Consider the following 24,709-nt stretch of genomic DNA (forward strand, 5'->3'; position numbering starts at 1 on the left):
TGCTCAAGACTGCTCGGACGCGCCAGCGGCCTCGTCCGCGTCCTCAAGTTCCGCGGCCTCGCCCCCCTTGCCCTGGTAGCTGGCCAGCGCCACCAGCGCGAGGTCGCGGGCCGCGCGCCACCGCTCGGGCCCCAGCAGCGGGAGGATGTCCCGCCAATGCTCCTGGAGCTCACGGTTGGTGCCCGCGCGGCTCCACAGGTCCGCGAGCGCCGCGCGCACCTGCTCCGGCGTCTTGGCCCCCGCGAAGCTCAGCCGCAAACGCTCACGCTCACCCTTGAGCCGGTTGGAGCGCGTGGCCGGGGCGCTCTCCTTCGTGTCCGCATAGATGCTCTTGAACCGGCTCCGGAGCGCGAGGTGAACGCTCTGAACGAGCCACTGCTCGGCCTCTCCCAGGTACGGATGCATGGCGATGAGTCCCTTCCTTTCGTGCCACAGCAGCGCGCCCAGGTTGTCCCGGTCGCGATAGTCGTGAATGAAGCGGCCCTCCGCCGTCGTCGCGGTGGCGAAGCCCGCGTACCAGGGGCGTGAAGCCGCGAGGTTCTCCGTGATGAAGGCGCGCAGCGCGCTGGTCGCGATGAAGTAGCTCGCCTCGCCCTTCGCCTTGCCCTCCGGCTTGCGGACTCGCAGCGTGTGCGGCAGGGCGGCGGCGGCGGCCTCGTAGCGGTCCAGGACCTCCTCGCGCACGGCGTCCTGCCGCACCACCGCGCCGCGAATCTTCTGCTGCGCGTTCCACGGCATCTGCCGCAGCGCCACGGCCTCGGTGGTCCCCAGCACGTCCCCCAGCCGCTTCTTCCCCGCCTCCTGCGCCATCACCAACTGAGCCGCGAGCACCGCGTCCGACGCCCCCGCCACCGCAACGTCACGCAGCCGCTTGGGTGTCAGCCCAGGGCGCAGCTCCGCGAAGCGGACCAGGTTCGTGGGCGCCAGCGCCACGAAGGCCCCGCCCCGGAGCTGCGGCAGCTTGTAGGAGACACACCCCACCAGCGCGAAGCACGCGCAGAGCGCCTCCGCCGCCGTGTACTCCACCTTGGTGACGCGCACACCGATGTGCCGCTCCGCGGCGCCCGGATAGGCCCAGCTCGCCAACGACGTCGCCCCCGCCTCCAACGCCTCGAGCACGCTCTGCCAGGCCGTCTGGTGGACGAATGAGTCGTAGCCCTGGGACTCGACGATAACGGGCTGCGCGTCCACCTCGAAGGTGACGCGCCTTCGCGCTCCTCCCTGCGTCGACTTGCCATGCTGGAGGAACGTCACCTTGAGCGCGTCGTGGAGCGCGGCGGCCAGCTCGGGCGGTGGCTCCGGCGCTCCGGGCGAACGCGTGCCCGGCAGGTCGATGAAGCCCTGCTTCACCTGGAATGACGCGCCGAACAGCGCTCGGAGCGTGGCCGCCGGTGCCTCGCCGCCCCAGTCCAGGTGGATGGCTTCCCGCTCCACCGTCGCCATCCCGGGCCCCAGCCGCACCGGAGAGGGCCACGGCGCGGCGGGTGAAGCGCTCCCGAGGATGGCGCGGAGCGATGCCGCCAACCCGCCCGCGCCCGCGCGCAGCAGCGGCGTCATCCCCGGTGCGTACAACCGGATGGAGAGCGGAGCGGGCAAGTCCTTCTTCCGTGGGCTCACGGCTTTCGCCATCGCGCACCTCGCAGGCCGTCGTAGTCCAGCGCGTTCGCTGGAGGGATGGGGTATGGCAGCCGGCCCGCACGGGGCCATTCACGCCACTTGAAGGACTCGGGTGGCAGGTTCATGGGCAGGGTGACCTGGTGAGCGCTCACCGCTCCGTCCAGGACGGCGCGGACGTCCTCCTCCAGGAGGACCGTGAGGCTGGGGCTTCCGTCGCGGCACGGAGCGGGCCAGGTGTCGAAGCGTCCATCCAGCCAGGTGCTGGACTGCCGCCGCGGCGCATCCGCCATCCCGGGCGTCACCCATGCGTTCACCAGGTCCCGCTGGCTCAGCGGCCCCGTTCCCAGCCGCTCCAACCATGCGCGCGCGTCGCGCAGGTCCGGCGCGGCGTAGGGCGGCCCATCGAAGGGGAGCACCACGAACGGCCGCACGGGGACGGGCCGCTCCGGAGTGCTGCGGCGGTTGAGCCGCCCCAAGCGCTGGATGAGCGCCGGGATGGGCGCCAGGTCCGTGACGAGCAGGTCCGCTGACAGGTCCAGGCTCATCTCCGCGACCTGCGTCGTCGACGCGAACGCCGCTCGGCCCTCGGTGGCGAAGGCCCCGATGACGTCACCATGGCGATGGACGCGGTCCTCGTAACGAAAGCGGCTGTGGTACAGCAGCGCGCGCGCGCCGTGCGACGTGCCGGCCTCGGCGGTCCGCATGCAGCGCTCTACCGTGTTGCTGACCCACAGCACCTTGCCGTGGTCCCGCAGACACTCCGCCACTAGGGACCACGGCTCCGCGACATCCAGCCGCTGGTAGCGCGGCAGTGTCTCCAGGTCCTCCGATCCTTCGACTTCCGCGAGGCTCCGGCCATGAACGCGCGCGCACACGCCGCGCAACGCGGCGAGCCGCGTAGCGGGCAGGCTGGCGGTCATCAGCAACGCGGGGATTCCCGGCAGGGCTTCCAGGAAGCGCAGCAGGCAGCCGAAGAGCCGGTCGTCGTAGGCGTGGACTTCGTCGAAGACGACGCAGGCGGCGCAGAGCGCGGGCCAGGCATAGAGCCCCTGCCGCTGACTCTGGACGAGCCCGAGCACCGTGTCGGCCGTGCAGCTCATCGCGTCCACGCCCCAGGAGCGGAGCGCGTCGAGCCGGTCCTGGTCGCGGGAGCCCGTCCCCGGCGCAGCGCCGTCGCGGAGTCCGAAGATGTCGAAGTCCACCTCCGCGCGAGAGTGCTGCAACCGGGCATCCACGTCCGCGCCGTGGATGTAGTGCCGGAAGCCCTCCGTCGCCGTGCCCATCGTGGGATACGTGAGCCACAGCGGACGGCCGGGGTGCTGTCTGGCGGCCCAGAGGTACGCAGCGGCCGTCTTGCCGCTGCCACAGCCGGCACGGACCAGGGTCAGCGGCGCGGCACTGTGAGCCACCTCCTCCTGAAACGGTCGCGGTGTGCGTCCCGCGAGGCGGCGCTCGACCACGGCGTGCAGGGCCTCGGCGGGATGGGGCGCCGTGAGCTGACGATCCACCCAGTCCTGCTTCTCCCCGCTCCGGGGAAGCGCCGAGCCCGCGACGTCCGCCGCGAGCACCAACGCCTTGCACACTGCCAGGAGCCGCGCGTCCACGGAGCCGGCGGGCACGGTCCGCTCGAAGTCGTCCTGCCACGACTGGAGCGGGTCGCGCGGGTGCTCCTTCCGCGTGGCACGAAGCACGATGGGCGCGGTGAACAGTGGCGGAGCGGACAGCGCCAGCTCCTCGGCGATGCGCCCCAGCGTCCGGGCGAAGTCTTCATGCTGGACCCGCAACTCCAGCGACAGCCCCGCTCCGGTGCCGTCGGGCGCGAAGGCCTCTGTCTGGAACTTGCGGTGGTGTGCGGCCACGCAGACCAGCGCCAGGCACAGGTCCAGCTCGCTCACGTCCCGCAGGAGCCATGCGGAGAGCGGCTGCCCTGGCCAGCAGAGCCACAGCGAGAGCGCTTCGTGGCGGACAAGCTGCGGCGCGTCGCGCTGGCGGCGCAGCATGGATTGGAAGTGCTCGCTGCACTTGCCCAGGTCATGAAGCGCGGCGGCCAGCAGGACGATGCGCCGCAGCCGGGGCTCCAACGCCGGGTCCAGGCCCGCGGCCAGGAGCGACGCGCGCCCACGGTGCTCCAGGAGCCGACGTGCGGCCGACAGCACCAGGGCGGTGTGTCCCAGCAGCGTGGCCTCGCCCTCGGGTCTGTCGGGCGTGGCCGTGCTCTTGGCCAGCAGCCGCTTCACGCGGCCTTCCCATGGGACTGGACACGCGCCGCCCGGCCGGGCGGGAGGAAGAGGCCACATCCCATGTGACGGCGGCCTCCCAGTCCCTGCTCCTGCACGCGCAGCGAGTGCTCAGCCGACAAGCCATGGAGTTCGAGCGCGAAGCCCACGACCTTCTTGCCAGCGATGCGCACGATGCGCCGGCGCCCCACCTTCGCCGTGGCCTGGACACCAAGCGCCTCCAGTGCCCGGGAGACAGCCACGATGAACGAGGACTCATCCATCGCGTGCTTGAAGGTGACCAGCCGCGCGGACAGCGAGGGCACGGGCTCTAGCGCATGGAGCGAGGGCGCGCCCAGGGACAGGCGTCTCCCCGCGACCTCCAGCGGCGCGCTCACGAGCGGCAGCAGCGTGGCCACGGCTTCGATTGGGCACCGCAGGCGCATCGTGCCTCGCCCCAGGTAGAGCAACTCCCGCGTGTTGCTCGCGCCTCGGAGCGAGAACACGCCCATGTCCGTGCGTTCATGCAGTGCGGGAATGTGGAGGGAGAGCGCGGAGAACAGGAGATAGGCGTGGTCGAGCGGCACCGGACCGCCTTGCACGGGGAACAGCAGGTCAATGGCAGGCATGTGAGGGACCTTTCCGGAGCGGCGTCATGAAGCGAGGTGTGCTGAACGCGGTACGAAACGTGCGGGCGGATATCGGCGGCATGGCGTTCACCCCGTCTGCAACGTGAGCGCGGGCGCGTACCCACCTGAGCCGGTGCGCTCGTAGGCCACGACCGGGCCCACGGCGTTGAGCCGCTGGCCCAGGAACAGGCAGCACGCAGCGGGGGCATAGAGGATGAGATGTGTGACCGCCGTGCGCAGCTCGTTGCGCGCGCGCCGGAGCTGTTCGCGCGCCTGGACGGCGAACGCCACCGCGTCCGCATCCGAGCCAACGGCGCCGTCGTGGGGCCCGTCCTCCGGCTCCAGGTAGAGCACGGCGCGGAAGTGCCCTGGCCGCTCTGCCAGGAAGCGCCCCACGTCCGCGCGAGCATCCCCGGTCATCTGGAACACCACCAGCAGCCCCGCAGCGTCCGAGTCGCCCTCGTGCCCCGTGACACGCAGTCGGCGCGGAGACGGCTTCGCGTCCGAGCACCACAAGAAGGTCTCTCCCCGCGTGGGCTGCTCGACGCGGAAGCGGTAGCCGCCCACCTCCGGGAAGTGGAAGCCCACCGCCAGCACCGTGCTCAGCGGCAGCTTGCCCCGCAGGTCAATCAACGCACCGTCAGGCCGCCTCGATAGCCGCTGTCGCACAGCCAGCAGCGAAGGCAGCAGCACGTCCCGCCACACCGCTTCCGACGGCACCGCCCGCGTGTCGCGGTCAAAATGAGGCGTCCAGTCCAGCTCCTCGGTGGGTGGCTGCTCCCACTCACGTCGCACCCACCCATGAATCCAGAGGCTCACGGCGGGCGCGTCCTCCCGTGAGGCCAGCAGTCCCCACGCGCGAATGGCCCCCCGCAGCGACTCCGGGGTGACGTGCTTCCTGCCGCCGCCGACCTCAATCCACTCCCGAAGCCCGTCCACCGCGATGGCGCGCGGCTGCCGTCCCATGCGCAGGCCAAGCCGCCCCATCCGGTCATCCACCTGCTCTTCCAAGTCGGCGATGCCGCCCACGCCGAGCCGCAAGCGCAAGTCCTTGCAGAACGCCCGCAGCATCTCAGCCGATACACCGAGCCGTTGTTCCCACTCCGCCCAGTGTTTCTTCAGGGCGCCTCGTGGCGGCTGCTCGAAGAACGCCTCGGTGAAGCAGTGGTCCCGGCCATGCAGATAGCGGCCCAGGTCCGCCGCCGACGCCCAGTTGCTCAACAGCCAGATTTCGACGGGCCCCAGGGGCCGCAGCACCAACCAACTCTCCAGCAACTTCCGCAGCAGGGAGCGACCCACCCGAGGCGGCGTCACCAGCCCCGCCAGGGAGTAGCTATCCCGGTGGTCGACGTGCCACTTCACCTGCATGTATCGACTGGCCACACCCGCGCCGGGCCGGGCGTGCAGCGTCACGTCATCCGCCGAGCCCGCCGCCGGGTGCTCGACGTAGCCGTAAGAGAAGGGACTGCCCGCGTCGAGCAGCCGGAGCAGCTCGTACCAGCTCAGCAAGTGCTGATAGCGATCGCCCTCCAGGCGAGACGCGCTCTGCTCTCCCATGACGCTCCCTCATAGCGACGCCAGGGACGGCGGTGGATACCTCCCCAGGGGTATGGAATGCGGCGCTCGAAAAGGAAGACGCCAACGCGCGGGGCAACCCATCGCGGGCCCGGTGATTTTTCTTCCGGCGCGCGGCGGGAGTGCTCCCGACGACCGCTGAACGTCCTGCGCGAATCTGACTACCTTTCAGGTAGACATCGCCCATTCCGAGGTGCCAGACGGAGGCGCGTTCTTCCTCGAAGAAGGCGGGACATTCGCGCTCGTCCAAGCGTCCCGCCGTGTCATCCCCATCGAGTAGCTTAGAACCCTGGAGGTTGCCCCTGCGTGTTCCCCCCTGGCTCGTTGGTGATGACGGCGGTGGTGCTCCTGCTGGGCACGGCGGCGCTGGCCCAGACTCCGGACACGAAGCGTTGGCGGCGTATCGAACGGGCCGTGGTCCTGAGCGCAGGCGCGGGTGAGCCCGTCCAGCGACTCCGGCTGGCGCCCGGCGTCGTGACGACGGTGCTGCTCGACTCGGACGCTGTAATGGAAAGTGATCTGCCCGATGCCCTACGCGGGCTGTTCACCCGGCTGGACGTCACGGAGACGCATCTGCTGCTCCAGCCCGCCGTCGCGATGCCCGCACGGGGCGTTCCGCCACTGGTGCTGCGATTCACGGACGCGGCCGCGCCACAACGGCTCGTCCTGGAGCTGACCACCGAGGGCAGCGTGGTGGACTCGGTCGTCGACGTCCGGCGCCACCCCGCCGCCGTGGCGCAACTGGAAGCCGAGCTGGTGGCACTGCGTGAGCGCAACGCACTGCTGGAGGCCCGGCTGGCCACGGCTCGCCGGCCGCTGCCACAACCGGGGCTCGCGAACGCAGTCCTCTCCGGCGCCATCGGCCCCACGGGAGTTCTCGTCAAGTGGATGGGTGACCGACCCAGTGAGACGGGGCTCAAGGTCCAGCAACTCGGCAGCTATCGCTCCGGCTCGTGGCTGACGCTCGCCGTGAAGCTGGAGAACCCACTGGGCGAAGCCCCCTGGCAACCGGGCATCGCGCGGCTGACACACCTGGACTCGGACGGGCGCTCAACAGGCGAGACGATGGAACTGCCCCTGTTGTTGCAGGAACCGCGTCTGTTGCCTGGCCAGAGCGCGGTCGCCGTCGTGCAATGGCCCGCCCCCACACGCCCGCCGCCCGCCTACGCGCTGGAGATTTGGGACACGGGCCGGCGCCGCGGCGCGAGATGGGCGCGGCTGAAACCGTAGACGTGCGCGACAGCCTCGAAGGAATCCGTCATGCGACTGGAGTCGAACGCATCTTCCCCAGGTCCCCTCGTACTGTCTCCACAGGCCCTGCCGGCCGGCACGCGCGTGGAGCGCTGGCGCGTGGAGCGCCGCATCGGAGGCGGCGGTAACGGCACGGTGTATGAGGTGCGCTCGCGCCCTGAAGGCCGCAGCTACGCGCTCAAGCTGGCCCACGCCCCCGGCGATCCCCGCTTCCAGCGCGAGGCACGGACGCTTCACCTGCTTCGCCACCCTGGCGTGGTGCGACTGCAAGCGACGGGAACCTGGCGCGCTGGAGCCGCCGCCTACCCCTACCTCGTGATGGAGTACGTGCGAGGCCGCACGCTGTATGACTGGTCTCGGGCGCGCAATCCGACAGCACGACACGTCGCCGACCTGTTGGCGCAGGCCGCGTGGGCATTGGATGCCGCGCATCGCAAGCAGGTGCTTCACCGCGACTTCAAGGGGGAGAACCTTCGCGTCGAGGAACGCGGAAGACTGGTGGTGCTGGACTGGGGCGCGGGCTGGCATCCCCGTGCCGCCCCCATCACCTCCGCCGCACGGCTGCCGCCCGGGACCGGGCCCTATCGCAGCCCCCAGGCCATCCTCTGGAGCATGCAGGCTCCACGGCAGACCTCCCGCTCCGAGCACTACCCCTACACGGTGGCGGACGAGCTGTACGCGGTGGGCGTCACCTTTCACCGGCTGGTGGTGGAGCAGTATCCGCCGCTCGTCCTGGACAAGGCGCACTCCCCGGTGACCTCCGCCACCTTGAGAACCCTCAACCCGCGTGTGCCCGAGCCGCTCGCACGCTGGATTGAGGGACTGCTCGCGTTCGCCCCCGCAGCCCGGCCGCGCAGCGCGGGGGACCTCGCCCGGGAAGTCCAACGGGCCCAGGCCGACGCGGGACCAGATTGGGACGTCCCGCTGTTTGGCTGGTACGAGGGGCCTTCCACGGCGACCCGCACGACAGACGAGGAGGACTCCTGGGGCCCCGTGGCACCGGGAGAAGAAGCAGCCCTTCTCCATGCGAGGGCCCTGCGCGCGGCACGGGTTCAGCACCATCGGATGGGCCGCTGGCTGCGACGCCGGGTGTTCTCGGAGGTCCAGACGCAACCTCGCACGGAGTCAGCGAGCCCGCCGGAGCCGCGGCCCGAGGGCCGGTGGATGCGCATCGCCGGAGTCCTGATGTTGGTTGCGTGCATGGCCTGGGGACTGGTGCTCGCAGGCCCGCCGCATGGCACACCCATGCCGTCCCATCCCGTTCAGCAACTGGCGCGGACCGACGGACCAGCCGAGACTGGCTCGCCCGCCACGGCCCTTCCGTTTTCCACCGCCGAGCAGCCATGGCCGGGAGATGCCATGTCCACGACCAAGCCACACGCGCGCTGTGTCCCCCGACTCCACCGCTACCTGATGGCTGCATTCACAGCGGCCAGTCTCAATGCTTGCTCAGGCACTCAGGTCCGGCCCGAGCCCGCGCGCTGCCCTTCCGAAGCCCTGGAATCAATGCGTCAGCTCGGGCTCGATCTGGGGTTTGGCGGGTTCATCCAGCTCGACCTTCAGCAACCGGACGACTCGTACCAGACGAACTACAGCATCGTCGTCAGCGACGGCCCCATCACCAGTCGGCTCGATGAGCCCATCGGCCGCCTCCCGGCGAACACGCTCTTCTACGGGCGCCTCTGGACCGGCGGCGAGACAATCCAGGGCCGCTACACGCTCGTGAGGACGCCGGACGGCAGCGAGTACCCGGTGTGCTTCATCCTGGGCAACGAGGCGGGAATACCCAAGTACCGGGGCTCACGGCCCGGCCACACTCGCGCGCATCCCTGGTCCAACGCCCAGGTGGTGGACCACTTCCCCTGACGCGGCAGCCTCACGGCGGTGAACTCGTCGAAGGCTTCTCCAGGACGCGCGCCTCGTCGCGCAGGCGCAGCTCGTTGCCCGCGGCGGAGAGGACTGCGGCGACGGGCACGGAGAGAAAGGCGCCCGCCACGCCGAAGAGCACGCCCCCGGCGGTGATGGACAGCAGGATGACCACCGGGTGCAGCGGCACCGCGCGCCCCATCACCACGGGCTCCAGGACGTTGCTCTCCAGTTGCTGCACGCCCAGCACCACGGCCAATACCAGGAGCGCGTCGAGCGGCCCGTTGGTGATGAGCGCCACCAGCACCGCGACCACGCCCGCCAGGGTGGCGCCAATGACGGGAAAGAACCCGCCCACGAAGGTGAGCGCCGCCAGCGGAAGCACGAGCGGCACGCCGATGATGGCCAGGCCCGCGCCAATGCCCACCGCGTCCACCAGCGCGACGATGACGACGCCACGCAGGTAGCCGCTGAGCGTTCCCCAGGCGCGCAGACCCACGGCGCGCACCGTGTCACGCCGCGACGGAGACACCCGGGCCAGCACCCAGCCTCCGAGCCGCTCGGTGTCCTTCACGAAGAAGAACAGCAGCGTCAGCGTCAGCAGCCCGCCCGCCACGGCCTGCGCGGCGAAGTTGGCGCCCGCGAGGACGCCGGTGGTGATGCGCCCCAGGTTCGACTTCAAGAAGTCGAGCCCCTTCTCGAACAGGCCGTCGATCTGCTCCCGGGACACGGGGAGTTCCTGCGTCATCCACCCGACGAGGCCCTCCATTCCCTCCTTCACGTTCGAGCCCGCCGAGCCCACCTGCTGGACGATACGGGGCACGAGCACGAACAGCCCGGCCGCCCCCACCAGGAGCAGCACCAACACCGCCAGCAGCGTCGCGAGCGCCCTGGGCACCCGGTGGGCGGACAGCCACCGGACGGGCGGATACAGCAACGTCGCCAGCAGCAGCGCCGCCACTGTCGGCAGGACGATGAGGTAGAGCCGCGCCAGCAGCAGCACGAGCGCCACCACTGCGGCCGCGACCACGAGCAGCTTGCCGCTGAACAGCGCGCAGCGTGTGAGCCAGGAGGCAGAGGGCGAGTCCAGGGTGGCCATACGTCGTGCGCACCCTATGCACGAAGCGGCGCATGGCACCGGGAGGCCACCTGTCGGTGTGGCCTCATGAACGGACGCGGTGGACGCGCGGCTGGAATCCAACGGATGGCCAGGGCGGCCCGTCCTTCAGCGGCGTGCCTCGCGAAAGCTCAAGGCACGTCCACCGGGATGGTCTGCATGAGGGGAACCTGGAGGTCCGTGGGGCGCATCAGCGCGGGGCGGCCACCCTCGGTGCCACCACTCTTGAAGGTGTTGAGCTGACCGGCGATGGTCCACTGCCCCGGCCGGTTGCCGGTCCCCTGGGAGTAGTGGATGAAGGGCGTGGCGCCCGTCGGGTCGTTGTGCTTGCCGGTGGGGTGCGAATAGTCGCTGGGCGTGAAGCTCCCCGCCGGCTTGAGGTTCGGGTGCTGCGAGAGGAAACCGTCCAGCTCCGCCTTGCCGTTCTTCGAATAGTCCGCGTGGTGGAGAAAGGACAGGCTGTTGTTCTTCGTGTCGTGCAGGGCATGGATGGCGCAACCGTTGAGCGCGCCCGTCACCACCGTGTGCGGCTCCCCAGGACGCGGATGCAGCGGCACCCCCTGGATGCCCGCGAACTTGCCCTCGCCCGTGGAGAGGTAGTGCATGTAGTGCGCCGGGATGCCCTGGCCACCGGCGGGCGAGACGGACAGGTTCGTGTTGCCCTGGTGCTGGTGGGCATTGAGCGTCACCACCGCGTCACTGGCGTTGACGAAGGGCTTCTGGGCGGTGGGGAGGGCCACGCCCTGGAGCGCGCCGCTTGGGGACATGTTGTAGGCGTTCAGGACGTTCTGCCCCGAGTAGCCCAGCGGGTTCGCACCGAACGACGAAGTGACGTCCTTGCCCGGCTGCCGCGTGGGCTGGGGGTTCACCGTGCTCGTGGAGGGCTTGCTGCCCTGCGCGTCGAACCCGTCCTTGACGGGGCTCGGCTTGGACGCGGGCTTCGACTCCACGGGCGGAGGGGCGCTCGGCTTGTTCGTCCCACTCCCGGAAGCAGCGGGACTCTTGGGGAGGGAGGGGCTCTTGAAGCCGCCGAACTTGATGCCTTTCATGGGAGGGACTCCTGTCGTCGATGGGGTTGAGAGCGTATCGGGGGAGACTGGCTAAACCCCACAGCAACTCTCAGGCCATACGAAGAGCCAGGCGGCCCCACCAGGGATATCCTGTCAAAATCAGCGCTTGCGGGCCGCGGGTGGAGACAAGGCCCCGCCCGAGCCCGCGCGCACTGGTGACGGGAGTTCGTGCCCTGGTGAGTCCAGTCACCACCCCAAGGCCTCGCCGCGCTCCTCATGGAGGTGTCGATTTCACGGCGCAGGGAGCCCGCCGTCTCGAGCCGCTTCACGTACAGCGTCACCGACGGCTTGGGGATGCACAGGACGGCCGCCAGCTCGGCTGGGTAGGGGTGTGCATCCACCACCGCGAGCACGAATAGTTCCTTCGTCTCGAGCCCCGGCGCGGCGATGTCCGCGGCGACGCAGGAAATCACCGGCCATCAGCAGCCGGTGATGAGCACACCCCAGGAGCCCACCATGCCGCTCAACCACTACGTGACGCTCGGCCGTTCCGGCCTGCGCGTGAGCCCGCTGTGCCTCGGTGCCATGACTTTCGGTGAAGACCTCGGTTGGGGGTCCAGCGTCGAGGAGTCACAGCGCATCATCGACCGGTACATCGAGCTCGGCGGCAACTTCATCGACACCGCGAACTTCTACACGAAGAGCCACTCCGAGAAGATTCTCGGTGACCACGTTGGCCGCCACCCGGCCCGGCGTGACCGGCTGGTGATTGCGACGAAGTTCAGCGGGAACCTCTATCCGGGAGACCCGAACGGCGGCGGATCGGGCCGTAAGTCCATCATCAATGCAGCCGAGAATTCGCTGCGCCGCCTGCAGACCGACTACATCGACCTGTACTGGCTGCATAACTGGGACATCCACACGCCCATCGAGGAGACAATGGCCGCGCTGGAGGACCTCGTCCGGGCGGGCAAGGTTCGCTACATCGGCGTCTCGGACACGCCCGCCTGGAAGATTGCCCAGGCCAACGTGCTGGCGCACTTCCGGGGCTGGTCGTCCTTCATCGGGTTGCAGATTGAGTACTCCCTGCTCGAACGCAGCGTGGAGCAGGAGTTGGTGCCCATGGCGCTCGAGTTCGGGCTCGGCATCACCCCGTGGTCTCCGCTGAAGAGTGGCGCGCTCAGCGGCAAGTACACCCGCGCGAACGCCGGGCAGCAGAAGGCCGACCGGAGCGCCTTCCTGGACCAGGTCCTGAACGAGAAGACCTACGCCCTGGTCGACGCGCTGGGAGCCATCGCCCGCGAGCACGGGAGCACCGTGGCGCGTGTGGCGCTGGCCTGGGTGCAGGCACAGCCGGGCGTGAGCTCGACCATCATCGGCGCGCGGCGGCTGTCGCAGCTGGAGGACAACGTGGGTGCCCTGGAGGTGAAGCTGACCGCCGAGCAGCTCGCCCGGCTCGACGCGCTCACCCAGCCGACCTTCGGGTTCCCCCAGAGCATGCAGCCCATGTTCCCCAGCCTTCACAACGGGGGCACCACGGTGAACGGCGTCTTCGCGGAGCCGTCCAGCTTCGGGGTGGTGAAGGGCGACAAGGTCTACTGACGCGCGAGAGGCCGCTGAGACGGCTACGTTGAGGGCCCACGCTTCGCGCGCCGGGCCGGCTGCTTCGCGCGGCTCCGGCCACGCGGCGCCCTGTCTGGCGCGCTCGCCTCCCCCCGCTCCCGAAGCGCGATGCGCCGCGCCACCTCCGCCGCCGCGCGGACCGGCGGCGCGAGCACATCCTCCGGCGAGGCCTTCGCGCCCCATGACGCCGGCGCCCCCAACTGCCGCAGCACCGCGCCATGGGTGACGGGCGCATCGAACGAGAAGCTCAGCGCCGGCAGCGGCTCGCGAGGGACGTCGTAGCTGTCCCGCGTCAGCTTGCCCGGCTTCACGCTCGGGACCTCGGGCGCCTCCGCCTTCGCGTCCCGCGCTGCCCGCTTCCGCTTCGCCGCGCCGCGCGGCTCGAGCGCCGCCCCGGCTGAGCCAGCCTCACGCGCGGCCCGCAGCGCGCTCAGCACCTGCTCCTTCGTCCGGCCGCGCAGCTCGAACAGGAGGAACGGGTCGCGGTCCAACGCCTCGCCCAGGACGTAGTGCGTGGCGGCGACGTGCTTGCACGGGTCTCCCCAGTCCGGACACGAGCAGTCCGTCACCAGCTCCTCCCGGCTCCGCGGGAAGAGGCTGACACCCGCCGCGCGGAAGACCTCGTCGATGGCCTGGGGCATCGTCCCAGCGAGCAACTCCGCCGTGTACTGCGCCCTGCCAGCCATCTCCGCGATGGCCTTCTCCCAGACGGCCTCGCCGTGCGGCCTGAGCGCCAGCGAGACGGCGTAGGGCGTCGGGCGCGAGCCCGTCACCCGCGCGGTGACCTTGCCGCGCCGGATGACCAGGTCATGCGTGCGCCCCGCCCGCGCATACGTCCGGCCCCGGGCCAGCCGTCCCGACTCTCCCTTCAGGACGCGCTCGAGCGCCTCCAGCCACCGCTGCCCCCACCAGGTGGCGCCAGCCTTCTTCACCTTGATGCCATGCTCGGGCGGCGGCCGCTTCGGCGCGGACGTCCAGCCCCAGAACTCCCGGTAGCTCATCGCGACACCGCCTTCGCGCTCGCACGGCCGCGCCGTCGAGGGGCGCGCACCCGCGCGTCGTCTTCCCCTTCCGCGTCGCCATCGTCCGCCACGGCGCCCTCGGACAGCGAGAACAGCTCGCGCAGCGCCGCCGTGTCCAGCTCGGTCACCCAGTGCTCGCCCGTGCCCACGACCTTCTCGGCGAGCTGGCGCTTCTGTTCGAGCAGCCGGTCCACCTTCTCCTCGACGGTGCCCGCACACACCAGCTTGTGGACCTGCACCGCGCGCGTCTGCCCGATGCGGTACGCGCGGTCGGTGGCCTGGTCCTCGACGGCCGGGTTCCACCAGCGGTCGTAATGGAACACACGGCTCGCCGCCGTCAGGTTGAGCCCCGTGCCTCCCGCCTTGACGGACAGCACGAACACGCGCGGACCGCGGGCGTCCTCCTGGAAGCGCCGCACCATCTCGTCGCGCGCCTTGCGAGGCGTGCCGCCGTGGAGGAAGAGCACCTCGTGGCCCAGGTGCTCCGACAGGTGCGCCACCAGCTTGTCGCCCATCTCCCGGAACTGCGTGAAGACGAGCGCCTTGTCGCCAGCGGCCAGGGACTCCTCGAGCATCTCCACCACGCGCGCCAGCTTCCCCGAGCGCCCCGGCAGGGGCCCGGACTCCCCGAGGTACTGCGCCGGGTGGTTGGCGATCTGCTTCGTGTACAGCAGCAGCGCGAGCACGCGGCCCCGGCGCTCCATGCCGTCGGCCTCCTCGATGCGCCGCAGCTCCTCGTCCACCACCGCCTTGTAGAGCGAGGCCTGCTCGCGCGTGAGCGTGCAGACGACCTTCATCTCATTCTTCGCGGGCAGGTCCGTGATGATGGCCGGGTCGCTCTTGAGGCGGCGCAGGACGAAGGGGCTCACGAGCCGGCGCAGCCGGGCCGCGGCCTCCTGATTGCCATGGCGTTCAATGGGCAGCGCCAGCTCGCGCCGGAACGTCTCCAGCGGCCCGAGCAGGCCCGGGTTGGCGAACTCGAGGATGGACCACAGCTCCGCCAGGCGGTTCTCCACCGGCGTGCCTGTGAGCGCGAAGCGCTGGCTGGCGCGCAGCGCCCGGGCCGCGCGGGCGGTGGCCGACGCCGCGTTCTTGATGTTCTGCGCCTCGTCGAGCACCACCGCGCCCCAGTCCACGCGCGCGAGCAGCGCGGCGTCCCGGCGCAGCAAGCCGTAGGTGGTGAGCACGACGGCGCCGGGCGCGCGGGGGAAGCGGTTCGCCGCGCGGGCGCGCTCGGCGCCGTAGTGCGGCGTCAGGCGCAAGGTGGGGGCGAAGCGGGCGAGCTCACGCTCCCAGTTGCCCACCACGGAGGTGGGGGCCACCAGCAGCGTGGGGCGCGCCCCGTCAGGCACCTGCTCGAGCCGCCGCAGCAGGAAGGCCAGCACCTGCACCGTCTTGCCCAGGCCCATGTCGTCCGCGAGGCAGGCGCCGAGCCCCAATGAGGCCAGCGTGTCCAGCCAGTGCAGACCGCGCGACTGGTAGGGCCGCAGCGTGGCGCGCAGCGCGCGGGGGGCGTCCTGAGCGGTGGCCCCGCCCTCCCGAAGCAGGCGCAGGCGCTCCTCCAGTGCCCCGGTGGCGAGAACGGTGACGGGGAGCTGTCCGTGGCGCGTTTCGCCGAGCAGGGACACCCGCACCGCCTCGCTCAGCGCCATGCGGCCAGGGCCCTGGGCGAGGTGGCGCTGGATGGCGTCGAGTTCAAGGGGATCCACCGCGACCCACTCGCCGCGGAAGCGCACGAGCGAGGCCTTGCGCTGGGCCAGCAGCGCCAGCTCCTGGGCGGAGAGAGGTTGGTCGCCCAGCACGGCGTCCCAGTCCACGCGCAGCAGCGTGTCGAGCCCGAGCCCCGCGGTGCCACCGACGGCCCCCGCGGCCTTCGTGCTCGCGCCCACGCGCATGCGCAGGCGCAGGCGACGTCGGCCCGAGGTGGTGAGCTCGCCAGGGACGATGACGCCGAAACCAGCGTCGGAGAGCACGCGGGCGCCCTCCGAGAGGAACGTCCACGCGGTGTCGGGCTCGAGCAGGAGCGCCTGGGGACGTGGGCTCTCCAGCACGAGCGCCAGCGGGGGAAAGAGCCGGGCGGCGCGGCCGAGCGCCTCGAGCAGTGATTCCTGCGGGTCACGGAAGGCGCGGCCGAGCTTCTCCAGGCTGCGCCCGCGCGTCTTCCAGACGTCCGCGGCCGGGACGAGCAGGCTCGGGTCGTCCGGGGATTGGAGGTGGAAGCTCAGCACGAAGGGCTCGCGCTCCTCCGTCGGGGGCTCCAGCCGGAAGCAGGCGCGAAGCTTGTCCCGGGCGCCGAGCGCGGGTTCGCTCCAGCGCGTCAGCTCGTCGACGACGGAGCGCTCGGCGAAGCCCTCCGGCGCGAAGTCGCGTCGCGCGCCGGTGAGCGCCTCGCGCCAGCGCTCGTCCCACGAGGCCGCGCGCCGGGCCGGCAACGAAGGCGCACCGCGCGCGGCGCGCACGAAGGCGTCGACGGTGGCGTCGAGGAAGGCGCGCAGCAAGGCGTCCGGGGCCCAGACGGCGCGGCTTGGCCTGGCGCCCACGGGGACGGCGTGCGCGCCGGGCGGCATGCTCCGGGCGAGCGCGGCGACGCGGCCAGCGTCCTCGGTGGCGGAGAGGGCCGCCGCCCAGCGCGCCTCGATGCGCTCGCCCCGCCGCAGGAGCGTGGGCACCACGCGCTCGCGCGCCACCAACTCCAGCGCGAGCTTGCTGGCCAGCGTCCACAGGGCGATGGAGCCGGGAAAGGACTCAGCCTCGGAGGTTTGCACCACCGCGAGCCGCTCGACGGTGGCGGCCAGGGGCAGCCCGCGCCCCTCGCACTCACGCAATCCCTCGGGCGTCACGAGCGGCGCGGAGGCGCGGTCCCCCGTCTCCAGCAGGCCGGCGAGCTCACGTGGCAGCGGGTCGGCCCCCCAGAGGAACAGCGTCTCGGTGTCGGGGAGGAACACGAGCGGCATGGGTGGGAATGTAACGCCCGCCCCTTGCGGGTGGCTGGCGAAAACAGCCCTGCGAACGTCCCTGCTCGGACTTGTCGGGTCCTTGTGCCGTGGACCTACCGGGAAGTCGACACTCCCGTCCTCCGCCAGGCTTGGACGGCGATGCAGGTACACAGGACACAGGGCCCGGTCTCCCGGGGCGATGATGATGACGAAGAGGACGACACCGGACGGGAGGCCCTACCCCCCGCCAACGGCCGCCCAGTCCTGGAAGACGTGGACCGGGTCGCAGAGGGCGTGCAGGCCCGTGCGGCCCCTGTTGCCAATCTGGACGCCGTGAAAGCGGGTGCCCTTCTCGCGTGCCTGCTCGACCCGGCGAGGCAGGCCGTCTGGCACCGGCCACTCGCCGTCACTGACGAAGAGCACGTCCGCCCGCTTCCAGTCATTGGCATCCAGGCGCTGGACCACCCTGGCCGTGACCTCGGATACGTCGCTGCCGCCTCCGAAGGATTGGCCGAGGAACGCCAGCAGCCGTCCGAGGCCGCCCTCGGTCAGCGACAGCTCGAACTCCAGCACCTGCCCCGGACCACTGTAGGCGTAGAGGAAGCACCGGCGCTTCTCCGCATGGGCGGTCCGAAGTGCCTCCAACACCAGGGCCTTCCCCACCTGCTCCGGAAGACCGTGCATCGAGCCGGACGTGTCCATGACGGTGATGATGGGACCGCGCTTGGGACGTGGGCTACTCCGCTCGACGGCCTCCTCGCTGTCACGCTCGACGAGCGTTCGCTCTATTTCGAGACCTTCGACGCGATACGTGAGCAACGCGCGCTCCGCCCGACGCGCGTGCCACAGGTAGCGGAACTTGGGATGCCCGAGGTTCACCGCTTCGACAGGCAGCATTCGCGCCAGCTCTCCGCTCCGTTCGATGCCTCGGGTCTCCGCCGGAACGCGCCTCGTCCAGACCTCGCGACGCTCCTCCTCCAGCCGTCTCATCGGGACGAAGATGGTCTCCGCGATGGTCTCTTCAGCGTCGCTCGCATGGAGCCGTCCCAGCGAGCGAACGACTTCCGTGAGCTGCGGTAACTGCTCGACGAGCTCACGAAGACGAACGAGGTCCGCCCACCCCGTGTGCTTCAGCACGCCGATGCTCAGGTCCCAGCCGCGCCCCATCAGCTCTCCGAGGTCACCGAACACAGCCGAGATCGCCGCCCAGATACGCGTCCGCTCCTCCCAGCCCGCGAGGAGGTCCGCGTCTTCCTTCACGGGCCGTTGCGCGACCTCCCGTTCGGCCTGCTGGCGCAGCCGCGCGAGCGTGAGCGCGTCGGGCTGCCTGGACTTCCGGGCCCGTCGCTCTCGCTTCGCCGCCTGAGCCTCCTGCGCCTCCATCCGCTGGCGTTCGAGTTGCTCCAACTCGCGGAGTCGCGCGACGACCTCCGCGCGGACCACCGCCGCATGACGGATGAACGACGCGAGCACGTCGCGCAGAAAGGCGTCCACCAGTTCGGGCTGGCCCTTGCAGAAGCGCAAGATGCCCAGGGGCTCGGCGGTGAGCCGCGCGGGAGCGGCGATTCCGGGCGGCGGCCACGTCACGTTCGGAGGGAGGCGTCCGTCGAGCAAGGCGTCACGCCAGGCACGAAGGCCACGGACCCGCTCCGCGAGCGTTCCGACGGGAAGCGCGATAAGGTCGGGGAGGAACTGCTCGGGGCAGTCGTCGAGGAACGCGTAGCCCCGCTCCAGGGCGCCCACGTCAAAGGCCTCTTTCATCGGGCTGCTTCCTCACGAGGAAGCAGCCCGAAGCCCTGGCGGAGCTTCTCGAGACGCCCCAGCAGCGTGTCCACTTCACGCCGCGTCCCCTCCAGGCTTCGCGCCGCGGGCTCGGCGAAGTCGTCGGTCACCCAGAGGTGCGCGCGGATGTCCGCGCCCAGGCTGGCGATGTGGGCGAGCAGTTGCGTCTTGTAGGTCGCGACCTGCTGCCCGAGCGCGGTGAGTTCCTTGAGGCAGTCCTCGACGTGCGCCGCCTTCTGGCGGGTCGGCTCCATGAAGGGCGGAAGGTCTACGTCTTCCATGTGCCAGTTCGCCTGGTTCGTGAGGTAGGCGTCACGGTTTGCCCAATGCGTGAACTGTGGTGAACGAGAGGTAGGGTCATGAATCCAGAGCGCGTTCAGCTCGGCTAGCGTGAACCCATTTCCCGCGTTGGTGCGATCATTGATCTTCGCGTTGTTGCGCCCATTCCAGTAGTCGTCAGGATCCCTCGAATGAGCATCGTCAGGCGCGAGGTACAGCGGCTCCCTGCCGCGCCTGGCCTGCGCCCTGCCTCCCTTGTTGACCGTGGGCTTTCCATCATTGCCCTTGAACAAGAGGTTCCCGTTCTCATTACGCGCTTGGGAGCGGCTGTCCTGGTCCAGCTTGAGCCGGGCCTCCCAAGACACCACGATGCGCGTCAGCCGGGACGGGTCCATCGCCGCGCTCGCGCCGGCCCTCGCCGCGTACCAGTCGTGGACCTTGGCGCGCTGCTCGGGCGCGCTCCACAGGCAGTGCTGAAGCAGCCAGCAATCCCAGATGGACACGCGGTCCCGGCCGTTCGTGAGGGCCGCCGTCTGGAGGAGCTTCACGACTTTCCGCCAGCGGCGGTCCGACACCTGGATGCCCTCGGCCGTACACCAGTCGCGCAGGTCTGCGAGCAGCGCCACGACGTCGTCAGGCACGGCCACCTCGGTCGCCGCCTGTCGAACCTCCGCCAGGTCCTCGTCGCTCAACCTGCGTTGCCGAGAGAACTCGGCGACCACGTCCCCCCGAAGCCCCAGCAGTGCGGGGAAGCCCGCCTTCGACACGGGTCCGACGTGACAGCGGAGCAGGAACCGGTCGAAGAGCGCGTCGAGCTCCTCCCCCTCCGGGAGCTCGTTGCTCGCGCCCACCACGGAGAGCAGCGGGGTGGACTCGCGGCGCTTTCCGTTGTCGAACTCGCGCTCGTTGAGCAACGTGAGGAGCGCGTTGAGGATGGCGCTGTTCGCCTTGAAGATTTCATCAAGGAAGGCGACGGAGGCCTTGGGGAGGTACGCCTCCGTGAGGCGCTCGTAGCGGTCCTCCTCCAGGCCCTTGATGGACAGGGGCCCGAAGAGCTCCTCCGGCACCGTGAACCGCGTCAACAGACGCTCGAAGTAGGTGGCCGGATGGAAGGCCAGATGCAGGCGCCTGGCGACCAGGCTCTTCGCCGTCCCCGGCGGCCCGATGAGCAGCAGGTGCTCACCCGCGAGCGCGGCGAGCAGCGCGAGCCGGACCGGCACGTCTCGCTCGACGAGCCCCGTCAGTAGCGCATCGCGGAGCGCCGCGATGCGAGCGGTGAGGTCGGACGGCAGTTGCTTCTTCAAGGGTTCAGCCATGGCGTCTCCGTCCAGTGAAGCGGCGCTGTTCAGACAGACGTCACGAACGGCCCGGAGCCATCGGTCGCCACGAAAGAAACTTGAAAGTACCGGGACGTGGCCGGTCGAGCTCCGAGCCACGCACAGGGAGAGGCCCGATGCGGGCCAGCAGCGGACGTCCCTCGAGGAGTCGCACCGGGGAAGTCAGTCGCGCAGCTTCCACCGGTCGAAGAACCCGCGGCGCCGGGCTTGCCGCCCACGCAGGGCCGCGAAGCGGGCGGCGAACCCGGCCAGGTCGTCATCACGCGTGGCCAACGCCCGCAAGTCCTCGGCGAGCCTCACCGCCTCGTCGTACTCGCTGGCGGCGACCCGGGCCTCGAGCCGAGCCCAGGCCCCATCCACGTCCCGCGACAGGGCCGTCAACCGCCGCTGGAGGCGACTCATCGCGGCAGCGGTGGCCGCGCGAGCGCGGGCGGACTCTGCGCGCTCCCGTGCTGCGCGCTGGGCCACCATGAGCGCCTGGAGTTCGTGGACGGTCCGCGCGGGCCTCTGGTTTGCTGACGCGTGCTCCGCGCGGAAGGCACGGAGCAGCTCGGAGCCCAGCGGGCGCTCCGGTGCGTCCACCGCACGGAGGAGCCAGCGCATCTGGTCCTTGGGGGAGAGGTCACGAACCCAGGCCCGGAAGGCGAGGCTGTCATCCTCGCGCTTCTTTTCTCCGTGCGCCGCCGCCGCGAGCAGGTCTTCGTCGAGCCGGAGCAACGCCACCAGCGCCTGCTGCGCGGCGGACAGCGTGCTCAACTCCTCGGGCACGAGGGGCTCCTTCGCGAATGACGCCACGCTGCCCGCCTGAACAGCCCCCAGCCACGCGAGATAGGCCCCGCGCAGGTCTCCGCGCTGGAGCTCGGTCCGAAGGGGAACCAGCGCCGCGAGCGAGGCGGACGGCGCGTCCTCCCTGCCAGAAGGGTCCTCATCCCCCACCTGGAAGTCGAGCATCACGGAGTTCCCAGACACCGTGAGCGCCGATGGACTTCGTGCCGGAAAGCACGCCTTGAGCGCCTTCACGTCGAGCCCCGCGCGGGGCAGGCGCAGCATCAGCCGACAGTCGCCCCAGTTCGAATCGTACAGGTGCGCGTCGAAGTAGCGCAGGAGGAGCTGGGCGGGGTCCGCACCCAATCCACCCCTGTGGTATTCGTTCCAGAACCGGGTCGGCGTGATTTCGGCCCGCGTCGAGATGGCCCGAAGCTCCGCCATCTGCCTGGCCGTCAAAGGCCGGTCCAACGCCACGAACTCGTAGACTTGATGTTCGCTCATGGAGGTTCTGTACGGCGAGCGCGACTGGCCAGGGTTCTCGAGGAGCACCGCGCTGCGTGCGAGGCGTGCTCAACGTCTTCCGGCCGTACCTGGCGGCCCGATGAGCAGCAGGTGCTCACCCGCGAGCGCGGCGAGTAGCGCGAGCCGGACCGACACGTCTCGTTCGACGAGCCTGGTCAGCAGCGCATCTCGGAGCGCCTCGATGTGAGCGGTGAGTTCGGACGGCAGTTGCTTCTTCAGCGGTTCAGCCATGGCGTCTCCGCTCAGTGAAGCGGCGCTGCTCAGACAAACGTCACGAACGGCCCGACGCCCCACCAGGCGCTCGACTGGAAGACGCCCGCCGAGGTGCGGGCGGAAAAGCTCGCCAGGCCACTCCCCCTGCGCGAGGCCGCATAGCAGCAACCCACCGACACGCCTCTCCCATCCGCCCATTTCCGCCGGCGAGCGTGTCTTGACTGCGAGGGGGACACGACACTGACGCGACGTCCTCACTCGAAGGCGCTGTTCGTCGTCCACTGCGACGCCGGCACGAATCGCAGGCCTTGAACTGCCGGCTGGAGCGCGAGGATACGCTCGACGACCTCCCGATGGAACAGGCTCACCGACGGTGATTCGGCGAGCGCGAAGACCCTTCGCTCGCTGAGCGGAACCCCCGCCAGTGCCTCCTCCTGCAGCACGAGTCGCCCTATCGAATAGATGAACCTCCCGCCAGGCGACCTGGTGACCTCGGACTTCTCCTCATCCAGACACCGGAGCTCGTTAAAGATGTGCACGAGCCAGTACGTGTACACCTCGTCGCCGACTGGCACCTCTGCCGGAAGCAGTTGCACGCGGTGGAGTTCCAGCGGGCGCAGCACGTTCCGGACCCGCGTCGACACAACCGGGTCTGGCAGGGCGTGGTGGTCCAGCATCCGCGGGGCCGCCGGCACCGGGGCCAGCAGTTGCAGTTGGATTGCCTCCTTCACCACGACCTCCCTCCCCCGCCGGAAGTCGCCCGACTCCTGGTCCCATCTCAGCAGCGGAACGTCCGCGTCGCCTGTGCGCACCAGCACGAAGTAGTCCGCTTGCAGCGGCATCATCACGCCCCCGCTCTCAACTTCCGCCGCTCAAGCGACTTCCCCGTGATGCCGTGCCGGACCCCATGGTCGCGCTTCGCCGGACAGGCCCTCTCCTGCTTGCGGCGTATGCTGCCTGCTCCTGCACAACCACTGCCGCCGGAGCGGTAGTCCCTCCCGTCGCGGGTAATCGTCCAGGTAAAGGAGGCTATCTGCTCCAGGATGAACGCGCTCAGCGCATTCAATTCCTCTACCAGCGCTCCTGGGTTCGCGCAGAACTCACCCCTCACCAGTGCCGCCTCCACGTCCTTGAGATGCGCGCGCACCGCGTTGGGATAGTTCATGTCAGCCTCAGGCCCTTGGCCCGCCGCATGCGGCCCGCGGTGCACAGGGACGGCCAGTTGACACGCCACCTCCATGCGGGACGGCAGCATGACTCCATCCTCCGCACCGTTCACGTCGTACCCGAACCGGCGGCAGTACGTCCCCCACGACGCCTCCTCCGTCGCTTCGCAGGCAATCAGATGGTGCGCTGCGACTGTAAACGGTCCCGCGTACCACTCATGCACCGAGGAGTCATGCGTGCCAAGAAGCGCCTCTCGCAGCGTGTGCGAGTCGCCAGTGTCTTGCCCCCACTGCGATGCGAATGGGTGCTCTGGCTTCCCGCAGTATTCGCACGGTGGCCGCGGTCGGGGCTTCGGTCCATCGCCTGGCCCCGACTTCAGGAACCGCACTCTTGCGCCTCGTATGATGACAGGCATGCGCCCATTGAACTGCTCAATGTCCTTGCCGACCAATGTCCCGAGGACTGACGAGCGCGTGAGCTTCCCAACAACCACTCCAGGGCAATGCGCCAGTTCGTGGTTGTTCGCCTTCTTGGTTCCCATCTGATGCCTTCCGGCATCACGGCGAGCGGGACGGCGGCGGCCTCCCTCAACGCGGAAGGCCGCTGGGTGGACGCGGGGGCCGGGTCAGTGGCATGAACGAGCCCGGTCGCTCGCGTTTCCACCCGGCCCCATGCCGCTGGCTACGGGTGGCCCCATGCGGCTGGCCAGTGACAAGCGTTGGCCCTAGTTCCCCTCTGGGAGCGTAAAGAGACGTTGCAGATTTGGCCCACCCAGACGATGTGCCAACGGAGCCCGGCGCAGGCCCCCGTCGCACGTTGACGAAGCAGCCGACCGTTTAAAGGCAGCCCCCAATCCATCTCACCACTACCAATGCACCACCGGCACGGCGCCAGCCGTCATGCCGACCGGGAGACGTGTGTTTCTCGTGCCTCATTCCGGGGCCCGCACAGGAGGCGTGTATGCATAGGAAGCGGAGGTTTCTGTCCGCGCTGTTTCTGCTTGTCTTGCTCCCCTGGCCGGGGTGGACCTCGGAGCCTCCCTTGCCAGAGGAAGAGGCGCCGCCTACTCCACCGGCCTCCCCCTCGCGCAGGTGGAACTACCTGACGCGCCTGGAGGCGACGACGTTTGCGTTCCTCCCTCGCGCGGGCGCTGGTGGTGACGATGGCTTCATCCAGGTGGAGCCCACCTTCATCGTCGACGGTGGCCCCGAGTTCGGCGTCAACGTCGGCGCTCCCGTGCGCTTTCACCTGTGGGGTGGTGGCGAGGGCGCGAGGGTTGTGCGACGAGAGGACTGGGACTCCCTCTCGGACTGGGGGCAACTCGTCCGTGGCCTCAAGTTCGGCTCGGACAACGCGCCGCTGGGGGTGTGGTTCGGTGGCCTGGATGGCTACAGCCTGCTCACAGGGCATCTGGTCCGCCGCTACTCCAACCGCGCGAATCCGGACTACCACCCGGCAGGAGGCTTCCTCACTGGCACGCTGGGGCCCCTCTATACGGAAGCGTTCGTTTCGGACGTCCTGGGCGCGCGGCTGATGGGCGCGGAGTTCGCCCTGGACATGGAGCACATCCTCTTTGGCAAGCCCAGGCAGCAGGGGCGCTACACCCTGGCGCTGTCCGCCGTGCATGACTGGGGGCGAGCGGGTGGACGCGCGGCCTCGGTGACGTTGGCGCACCTGGACGCAACGGCAGTCGTCCTGGTGCGGCCAGGATTTGAAGCCCTCGTGATTGCGGGATGGGGCGGTCGCCCTGGTGAGGGGGGCGCATGGGGGGCCGTGGCG

General features: G+C 70.0%; 17 protein-coding genes and 1 pseudogene. 4 read left to right on the forward strand and 14 right to left on the reverse strand.

What is annotated here, in order from left to right; translation table 11 throughout:
- Positions 1-3 precede the first annotated feature (3 nt).
- The 4 genes from cas8a1 to F8M74_RS01190 all read right to left on the reverse strand — a co-directional run bounded on the left by cas8a1 (position 4) and on the right by F8M74_RS01190 (position 6,019).
- Positions 4-1,617 carry a type I-MYXAN CRISPR-associated Cas8a1/Cmx1 gene (gene cas8a1 / locus F8M74_RS01175; protein ID WP_228559608.1) on the reverse strand — a complete coding sequence of 538 codons (1,614 nt, stop codon included), beginning with the start codon at positions 1,615-1,617 and terminating at the stop codon, positions 4-6.
- Positions 1,614-3,854, reverse strand: a complete 2,241-nt coding sequence (gene cas3 / locus F8M74_RS01180) for a CRISPR-associated helicase Cas3' (RefSeq protein WP_141257441.1) — start codon at positions 3,852-3,854, stop codon at positions 1,614-1,616. The genes cas8a1 and cas3 overlap by 4 nt, the downstream gene beginning before the upstream one ends.
- Positions 3,851-4,462 (reverse strand): type I-MYXAN CRISPR-associated protein Cas6/Cmx6, encoded by a 612-nt coding sequence (gene cas6 / locus F8M74_RS01185; RefSeq protein WP_141257442.1) that lies wholly within the window; start codon positions 4,460-4,462, stop codon positions 3,851-3,853. Before cas6 ends, cas3 begins: the two co-directional genes overlap by 4 nt.
- Positions 4,463-4,549: 87 nt before the next feature.
- Positions 4,550-6,019, reverse strand: a complete 1,470-nt coding sequence (locus F8M74_RS01190) for an SAVED domain-containing protein (protein WP_141257443.1) — start codon at positions 6,017-6,019, stop codon at positions 4,550-4,552.
- 324 nt (positions 6,020-6,343) lie between these two features.
- On the opposite strand from F8M74_RS01190, the gene F8M74_RS01195 reads away from it, so the two are divergent.
- Both F8M74_RS01195 and F8M74_RS01200 read left to right on the forward strand, forming a co-directional pair.
- Complete coding sequence (locus F8M74_RS01195; RefSeq protein ID WP_141257444.1) at positions 6,344-7,267, forward strand: DUF2381 family protein; 924 nt, start codon at positions 6,344-6,346, stop codon at positions 7,265-7,267.
- 30 nt (positions 7,268-7,297) lie between these two features.
- Positions 7,298-9,154 carry a serine/threonine-protein kinase gene (locus F8M74_RS01200; RefSeq protein ID WP_141257445.1) on the forward strand — a complete coding sequence of 619 codons (1,857 nt, stop codon included), beginning with the start codon at positions 7,298-7,300 and terminating at the stop codon, positions 9,152-9,154.
- Positions 9,155-9,164: 10 nt separating this feature from the next.
- Here F8M74_RS01200 and F8M74_RS01205 read toward each other — a convergent pair whose 3' ends face one another.
- Positions 9,165-10,253 (reverse strand): AI-2E family transporter, encoded by a 1,089-nt coding sequence (locus F8M74_RS01205; protein WP_228559610.1) that lies wholly within the window; start codon positions 10,251-10,253, stop codon positions 9,165-9,167.
- A 149-nt stretch (positions 10,254-10,402) separates the two neighbouring features.
- Complete coding sequence (locus F8M74_RS01210) at positions 10,403-11,320, reverse strand: hypothetical protein (RefSeq protein WP_141257447.1); 918 nt, start codon at positions 11,318-11,320, stop codon at positions 10,403-10,405.
- 477 nt (positions 11,321-11,797) lie between these two features.
- Between F8M74_RS01210 and F8M74_RS01220 the strand changes: the two genes are divergently transcribed.
- Complete coding sequence (locus F8M74_RS01220; RefSeq protein ID WP_141257454.1) at positions 11,798-12,883, forward strand: aldo/keto reductase; 1,086 nt, start codon at positions 11,798-11,800, stop codon at positions 12,881-12,883.
- 23 nt (positions 12,884-12,906) lie between these two features.
- Here the strand turns inward: F8M74_RS01220 and F8M74_RS01225 are convergent, their stop codons facing one another.
- From F8M74_RS01225 to F8M74_RS01260, 8 genes are all read right to left on the reverse strand, one after another.
- Positions 12,907-13,905: an SWIM zinc finger family protein gene (locus tag F8M74_RS01225; protein WP_141257448.1), complete on the reverse strand. Its 999-nt coding sequence runs from the start codon at positions 13,903-13,905 to the stop codon at positions 12,907-12,909.
- On the reverse strand, positions 13,902-16,880 hold the full coding sequence (locus F8M74_RS01230) for a DEAD/DEAH box helicase (protein WP_141257449.1): 2,979 nt from the start codon (positions 16,878-16,880) through the stop codon (positions 13,902-13,904). Before F8M74_RS01230 ends, F8M74_RS01225 begins: the two co-directional genes overlap by 4 nt.
- A gap of 219 nt (positions 16,881-17,099) precedes the next feature.
- The gene (locus F8M74_RS01235; protein WP_141257450.1) at positions 17,100-18,623 is read right to left on the reverse strand and encodes a VWA domain-containing protein; all 1,524 of its coding nucleotides are present in this window, start codon (positions 18,621-18,623) and stop codon (positions 17,100-17,102) included.
- Positions 18,620-20,239 (reverse strand): AAA family ATPase, encoded by a 1,620-nt coding sequence (locus tag F8M74_RS01240; protein WP_141257451.1) that lies wholly within the window; start codon positions 20,237-20,239, stop codon positions 18,620-18,622. Before F8M74_RS01240 ends, F8M74_RS01235 begins: the two co-directional genes overlap by 4 nt.
- A 183-nt stretch (positions 20,240-20,422) precedes the next feature.
- Positions 20,423-21,529 carry a hypothetical protein gene (locus F8M74_RS01245; protein WP_141257452.1) on the reverse strand — a complete coding sequence of 369 codons (1,107 nt, stop codon included), beginning with the start codon at positions 21,527-21,529 and terminating at the stop codon, positions 20,423-20,425.
- 69 nt (positions 21,530-21,598) lie between these two features.
- Positions 21,599-21,781, reverse strand: coding sequence for a hypothetical protein (locus tag F8M74_RS01250; RefSeq protein ID WP_228559612.1), 183 nt, complete (start codon positions 21,779-21,781; stop codon positions 21,599-21,601).
- 236 nt (positions 21,782-22,017) lie between these two features.
- The gene (locus F8M74_RS01255) at positions 22,018-22,608 is read right to left on the reverse strand and encodes a DUF1629 domain-containing protein (RefSeq protein ID WP_228559613.1); all 591 of its coding nucleotides are present in this window, start codon (positions 22,606-22,608) and stop codon (positions 22,018-22,020) included.
- Positions 22,608-23,471 carry an AHH domain-containing protein gene (locus F8M74_RS01260; protein ID WP_306441951.1) on the reverse strand — a complete coding sequence of 288 codons (864 nt, stop codon included), beginning with the start codon at positions 23,469-23,471 and terminating at the stop codon, positions 22,608-22,610. Before F8M74_RS01260 ends, F8M74_RS01255 begins: the two co-directional genes overlap by 1 nt.
- A 500-nt stretch (positions 23,472-23,971) precedes the next feature.
- On the opposite strand from F8M74_RS01260, the pseudogene F8M74_RS01265 reads away from it, so the two are divergent.
- Positions 23,972-24,709, forward strand: a pseudogene (locus tag F8M74_RS01265) (hypothetical protein); the annotation flags it as partial.

The sequence above is a fragment of the Myxococcus sp. CA023 genome, from assembly GCF_010998615.1.
GTDB lineage: Bacteria > Myxococcota > Myxococcia > Myxococcales > Myxococcaceae > Myxococcus.